Annotated in this window: 7 protein-coding genes; 5 read left to right on the top strand and 2 right to left on the bottom strand. The window is 71.0% G+C overall.

Translation table 11 applies throughout. The annotated features are described in order from the left end of the window. The first annotated feature begins 405 nt into the window (after positions 1-405). A complete protein-coding gene (locus ACN6LB_RS01430) occupies positions 406-591 on the top strand; it encodes a DUF1737 domain-containing protein (RefSeq protein WP_356138267.1) in 186 nt (61 codons plus the stop codon). Positions 592-612: 21 nt separating this feature from the next. Here the strand turns inward: ACN6LB_RS01430 and ACN6LB_RS01425 are convergent, their stop codons facing one another. After that, positions 613-2,211, bottom strand: coding sequence for a FadD3 family acyl-CoA ligase (locus ACN6LB_RS01425; RefSeq protein ID WP_445024187.1), 1,599 nt, complete (start codon positions 2,209-2,211; stop codon positions 613-615). 100 nt (positions 2,212-2,311) lie between these two features. Here ACN6LB_RS01425 and ACN6LB_RS01420 point away from each other — a divergent pair, with 100 nt between their 5' ends. The 3 genes from ACN6LB_RS01420 to ACN6LB_RS01410 are packed head-to-tail and all read left to right on the top strand — an operon-like array spanning position 2,312 to position 4,694. Then, the gene (locus ACN6LB_RS01420) at positions 2,312-3,472 is read left to right on the top strand and encodes a lipid-transfer protein (RefSeq protein WP_445024186.1); all 1,161 of its coding nucleotides are present in this window, start codon (positions 2,312-2,314) and stop codon (positions 3,470-3,472) included. Positions 3,473-3,480: 8 nt separating this feature from the next. Then, a complete protein-coding gene (locus ACN6LB_RS01415) occupies positions 3,481-3,906 on the top strand; it encodes a Zn-ribbon domain-containing OB-fold protein (RefSeq protein ID WP_445024185.1) in 426 nt (141 codons plus the stop codon). Beyond that, positions 3,903-4,694 carry an enoyl-CoA hydratase/isomerase family protein gene (locus ACN6LB_RS01410; protein WP_445024184.1) on the top strand — a complete coding sequence of 264 codons (792 nt, stop codon included), beginning with the start codon at positions 3,903-3,905 and terminating at the stop codon, positions 4,692-4,694. Before ACN6LB_RS01415 ends, ACN6LB_RS01410 begins: the two co-directional genes overlap by 4 nt. 24 nt (positions 4,695-4,718) lie before the next feature. Here ACN6LB_RS01410 and ACN6LB_RS01405 read toward each other — a convergent pair whose 3' ends face one another. After that, entirely contained in the window at positions 4,719-5,267 is a 549-nt protein-coding gene (locus tag ACN6LB_RS01405) for a hypothetical protein (RefSeq protein ID WP_445024183.1), read from the bottom strand. A gap of 291 nt (positions 5,268-5,558) precedes the next feature. On the opposite strand from ACN6LB_RS01405, the gene ACN6LB_RS01400 reads away from it, so the two are divergent. Next, entirely contained in the window at positions 5,559-6,119 is a 561-nt protein-coding gene (locus tag ACN6LB_RS01400) for a hypothetical protein (RefSeq protein ID WP_445024182.1), read from the top strand. The last annotated feature ends 64 nt before the right edge of the window (positions 6,120-6,183 follow it).

Below are 6,183 nucleotides of genomic sequence, written 5' to 3'. Positions count from 1 at the left end.
ACACCGACGCCCTCCCCGAACACAACGTTGGCCTTCACCGCCTACAACCAAGCGGTGAAGCCCAACGTCACGCGGAGAGCGCCTTTAACCAACAGAGTCTGAAAGCCTGGCCCCATCGCCGTACCCCGCCGGCTAATCCGCCCAAGACCTGAGCACCTCAGCCACACTCCGCACGGTGCAGTTCTCCTTCTTCAGGTCGACGCACCCGACCGACACGTCCCGCGGGCATGGACACGGACACGCCTTGAATGACCGAAGCCCTGCAGTGCACACCTTCCAAGCGCCAACTGGCGCTCTGCCTTCAGAGTCGTGCTTCCGCGACCCGCATAAAGGGCGCTCTATCGCGACTCCGAGGCCATGGGGGCGGCAGCGGGCATCCGGGGCGAGCCTGAGACCCTTTCCCTCATGAGCACACCACCGGACGGACTGCCCGTCTACCGCGTTCTGACCGGCCCGGACGACGCCTCGTTCTGCCGTCGTGTGAGCGAAATGATCGGCCTGGGTTACGAGTTGCACGAAGGCCCGGCTGTCACCTTCGACGGTGAGAACGTCATCGTCGCTCAGGCACTGCTCTGGCCGACGCGGCCGTAGCGCGTCCGCGAGCCCTCCGGGTCACCGCCCCCGCAGCTCCCCCTTGACCACCTTCCCGCTCGCGTTCCGGGGCAGTTCCCGGACGAACTCGATCTCCCTCGGCACCTTGTAGTTCGCCATTTCGCGGCGGGACCAGGCGATGAGGTCGTCGCCCGTCAGGACGGACTCCGGGCGGCGGACCACGTACGCCTTGCCGACCTCACCCAGCCGACCGTCCGGGACCCCGATCACCGCCACGTCCGCCACGTCCGGGTGCAGGCCGAGCAGTTGCTCTATCTCCGCCGGGTACGCGTTGAAGCCGCCCACGATGAACATGTCCTTGATGCGGTCGGTGATACGGAGGTTGCCCTCGGCGTCCAGGACGCCGACGTCGCCCGTGCGCAGCCAGCCGTCGTCCGTACGGACGGCCGCCGTGCCCTCCGCGTCCTCGAAGTAGCCCCGCATGACGTTGAAGCCGCGGACGAGGACCTCACCGGGCGCGCCGGGGGCGAGTGCGGTGCCGGTGGAGTCCACCACGCGGACCTCCGTGCCCGGGATCGCCCGGCCCGAGGTCGAGGAGATCACCGAGGGCGCGTCGCCGCGACGGCACATCGTGACGATGCCGCTCGCCTCGGAGAGGCCGTACGCGGTGAGTACGGTGTCGATCCTGAGCTCCGTCCGAAGGCGCTCGACCAGGCGCAGGGGCACCACGGCCGCCCCCGTCACCACCAGCCGCAGCGCCGACAGGTCGTACGCCTCCCGGGAGGGGTGGTCCAGCAGCGACTGGTGCAGGGTGGGAGGGCCCGGGAGGACCGAGATGCGTTCGGAGGCGATGTTCGCGAGCACCGTGTCCATGTTGAAGACGGGCTGCGGGACCATCGTCGCGCCGCGCATCAGACAGGCGATGACGCCGGCCTTGTAGCCGAAGGTGTGGAAGAAGGGGTTCACGATCAGGTAGCGGTCGCCCTGTCTGAGGCCCGCCAGGTCGCTCCAGATCTCGTAGCCGCGCAGGGTCTGCGCGTGGGTGATCACCGCGCCCTTGGGCCGGCCCGTCGTGCCGGAGGTGAAGATGATGTCCGAGGGGGACGAGGGCGAGATCTCCGCCTCCCGCTCCCGGACCCGCGCCTCGCCCACCCCGTCCCCGCTCGCCAGGAAGTCCTTCCAGGTGCGGAAGTCGGCGGGGGCGTCGTCCGAGAGGACCACCACCTGCTCCAGGTGCGGAAGAGCGGGCAGGGGGCCGCGGCCGCCGCCGGATGCGCAGGCCCGCCGCAGCGAGGCGACGTACGACGTCCCGAGGAAGGTCCCCGTCACGAACAGCAGCTTCGCCCGGCTGCGCGAGAGTACGTACGCCGCCTCCGAGCCCTTGAAGCGTGTGTTCAGCGGGACGAGGACGGCTCCTGCCGACACCGCACCCAGTGCGGACACGATCCAGTCCAGGGTGTTGGGCGCCCAGATCCCCACCCGGTCACCGGCCCGCACCCCGTTGGCCATGCAGGCCGCCGCTGCCCGTTCGACACGGGCGCCCAGCTGCGCGTACGAAAGGCGGGTGCGGCCCTCGACGACCGCCTCGCGGTCCGCGAAGCGTGCCGCCGCCGAGCGGACCAGTCCCGGAATGCTTCCCCACACCACGTCACCGCGCACGGCGGGCCTCCCTACCAACACGCATAGCTGACTGACCGTCAGATTAGCTGTAGCCTGACGCCCTGTCAGCTTCCGGGACTTCACCAGGAGGTGCGTGCCCATGCCAGGGACCGGGGCAGGGATCAAGGACGCGACGGCCGTCGTCGGCATCGGGCAGACCCCCTTCGCCAGGCAACTCGTCGACTCGGAGAAGACGTTGGCCTGCCGTGCCGTGCTCGCCGCACTCGACGACGCCGGGATCGCGCCGAGCGAGGTCGACGCGCTGGCCTCCTACACGATGGAGGAGACGGACGAGGTGGAGGTGGCCAAGGCGCTCGGCGTCGGCGACCTCACCTTCTTCAGCAAGGTCGGCTTCGGCGGCGGCGGCTCCTGCGCCACCGTCGCGCATCTCGCGGCCGCCATCGCCACCGGGCAGGCCACGGTCGGCGTCGCCTGGCGGTCGCGCAAGCGGGGCAGCGGACCCCGCCCGTGGAAGAACACCACCGTCCAACTCCCCACGCCCGCCCAGTGGACACGCCCCTTCGGGCTGCTGCGCCCGGCCGACGAGATCGGCATGCTCGCGCGCCGCTACATGCACGAGTACGGCGCCACCCGCGACCACCTCTTCAACGTCGCCCTCGCCTGCCGCAACCGGGCCAACCAGAACCCCGCCGCGATCATGTACGACCGCCCCCTGACCCGCGAGATGTACATGACCTCCCGCTGGATCAGCGAGCCCCTCTGCCTCTTCGACAACTGCCTTGAGACGGACGGGGCGTTGGCCTGCGTCATCGTGTCGGCCGAGCGCGCCCGGGACTGCCGCCGGCCGCCCGTCTACGTCCACTCCGCCGCCCAGGGCCTGCCCGCCCAGCACCACGGCATGGTCAACTACTGGAACGACGACCCCCTCACCGGCCCCTCCTGGACCGCAGCCCGACACCTGTGGAAACACGCCGACTTCACCCCTGACGACGTCGACGTCGCACAGATCTACGACGCCTTCACCCCCCTCATCCCGCTCTCCCTGGAGGGCTACGGCTTCTGCGGACGAGGCGAGGGCGCCGCCTTCACCGAGGGGGGCGCGCTGGAGATCGGCGGGCGGCTGCCCCTCAACACCGGTGGCGGCGGCCTCTCCGAGGCGTACGTCCACGGGTTCAACCTCATCAACGAGGGCGTGAAGCAACTGCGCGGGACGAGCACCGCCCAGGTCCCCGGCGCCACGACCTGCCTGGTCACCGCGGGCGAGGGAGTCCCCACCTCCGCCCTTCTCCTGAGGAGTTGAGAATCCGGATGCTCGAACCCGTCGTGGACGAGGACGGCGCCCCCTTCTGGCGGTACACCGCCGCGGGCGAACTCCGCGTCCAGGCCTGCTCCGGCTGCGGCGAACTCCGCTTCCCGCCCCGGCCCTGCTGCCCGCACTGCCACTCCTTCGAGAGCGAGTGGCGCAGGATGAGCGGCAGGGGCCGCATCTGGTCGTACGTCATCCCGCACCCGCCTCTCCTCCCCGCCTACGCCGCGCAGGCGCCGTACAACGCGATCATGGTGGAGCTGGCGGAGGCGCCGCGCATACGGCTGGTCGGGAACCTGGTCAGCGGGCCGGGCGCGCCCCTCAACTCCGTTCCCGCCGAACGCCTGCGCATCGGAGCGCGCGTGCAGGCGGTCTTCGCCGAGATCGGCGGGGTCACCGTGCCCCACTGGGTTCTGGAGCGCCCATGACGACCCCCGGCGGTACGGGCGGCCTCCGTGTGACCGCCGACAAGGACAGCGGGGTCGCCGTCCTCACCCTCGACCGGCCCGCCAGGCTCAACGCCATCGACCTCACCACGGCCGCCGAACTCGCCGCAGCCTGGCGGGAGTTCCGCTTCGACGACTCGGTGCGGGCCGTCGTCGTCACCGGCGCCGGCGCCCGCGCCTTCTGCACCGGCCTCGACCGTGACGCGGACGTGCCGCAGCCCAACTCCCCCTACATGATCGACGATCCGCTGATCTCGATCGGCCCGAAGGCCAACGACCTCTGGAAGCCGGTCGTCGCCGCCGTGAACGGCATGGCGTGCGGCGGCGCGTTCTATCTCATCGGCGAGGCGGAATTCGTCGTCGCGGACGAGTCCGCGACGTTCTTCGACCCCCACACCACCTACGGCATGGTCAGCGCGTACGAGTCGATCTACCTGGCACAGCGGATGCCGCCCGGCGAGGTGGCCCGGATGGCGCTGATGGGGAACGCCGAGCGGATCTCGGCGCGGCGGGCGTACGAGGTGGGCCTGGTGTCCGAGGTGACCGCGCCCGGGGAGGCGGTCGAGGCAGCCGTGCGCAGCGCCGCCGTGATCGCCTCGTACCCGGTGGAGGCCGTGCAGGGCACCGTACGGGCCTGCTGGGCGGCGAAGGAGGCGGCACGCGCCCACGCGTTCGCGCAGGCGCCGCACCTCATCGCGCTCGGCAATCTGCCCAGCGAGCGGCAGGCGGGACTCTTCACCGCCCGCCGCTCGGCTTTCAGAACCCGCTGACCGGGCCAGGGGGTGTTACACCCCCTAGCCCGCGGTGCGGGTGACGCCCTTGAGGACGCAGGCGGTGTCGCTGCCGGTCTCGCCGTCCTTGAGGACGTAGGAGGCGGCGACGTCAAGGGTGTCCTCGCTGCTCGCGGAGACGTACGGGATGGTGGAGTCGCTGGTGCGCACGGTGGCTCCGGCCGGGTCCCTGAAGGTCACGGAGAACTTGTACGTGTACGTCGTACTCGCGCTGCTGTTGGTGGCTCTGACGTGGGCGACGATGCCGCGCGACTCGTCGAAGACGCAGGTCTCGATCTTCACGTCGTCGACGGGGTCGGTGGCCTTGCCGGTACCGGTGGTGGAACCGCTGGAGTTCCCCGTGGTGCCCGTGGACCCGGTCGTGCCGGTGGAGGCCGAACCGCTGTCGTCGTCATCGTCGTCGTAGTGGCTGCCGCCGCTCGTTCCCCCGCCGGTGCTGGAGGAGTGGCTCGAACCGCTGCTGCAGCCGCCGCCGTGCGAGCCGCGGGCTCCGGTGAGCGCGACCACGGCGACGCCGAAGACGGCGATGGCACGGACATGGCGAAGCTTCACGTTTCAACCCCCGTTGAAATCGTCATGACCACATGCGGAAGGACCGCATACGGGAAAAGAGGAACCCGGCCCGAATTCCAAGATCCGCCGACCGGGAACCGTCACCCTAGCAGCGCTTTCCGAGCGCCCTCCGTCCGCGCCAACGCCCCTACGGAGCCGGGCGGTTGGCCACGCCCCGACACGCGACCCGCCCCACCGGCGCTCCCCTCCCACCCGGGCGCTCGACGCCACGTGGCGGACATGGCGCGCCGGGCGTAGCGTCGGGAGCGAGAGCGGTGAGGAGGGCCATGTATGGCCCGTAACGTACTCGGATCGATACTCGCGCTCGTCGGAGCGACGGCCGCCGTCTGGAGCCCCTTCCGTGCCTGGTACGACGGCCGTCACGGGCGCTCCTACCGCCTGGGCGACCTGTTCTCCTCGTCCGGCGTCACCGATGTGCGGGCGGGGCTGTTCGCCTCGCTCTTCCTGCCGTTGGTCATCGCGGGCGTCATCACGCTCGCCGGGGTCCTGGTCCAGTCGCGGGTGCTGGTGGCCCTGGCCGGCGTGATCGTCCTCGGCTTCACCGTCCTGTGGATGGTCCGCGTCGGTCAGGCCGAGGGCAGTCTCAGCGTCGACTCGGACGGCAACGGGCTGGGGCTGGGGGTCGCGATGGCCTTCGGGGGCGGTGTGCTGCTGCTTGTCGCTGCCGCGCTGCTGCGGGGTCGGGGGCGCCGCCGTGAGCCCCTGCCGCCGGAGCCGTCCGAGCCCACGGCTCCCCCGCTCGGCGCTCCCCCGCCGGAGCCCGGCACCACGACACCCCCCGAGGACCAGCCCACCGCCACCTGGCGCCGCCCACCCCAGGACCACACCTGACCCTCCGGGGCGGGCGGGCAAACCCCTCTCGCCCCTGATTTGAACGCTCACCCGGGGTGGGTGG

This window comes from Streptomyces sp. SAS_270, assembly GCF_052543295.1.
The sequence above is the reverse complement of the archived record's forward strand: the minus strand, read 5'-3'. Positions and strand labels throughout refer to the sequence as shown.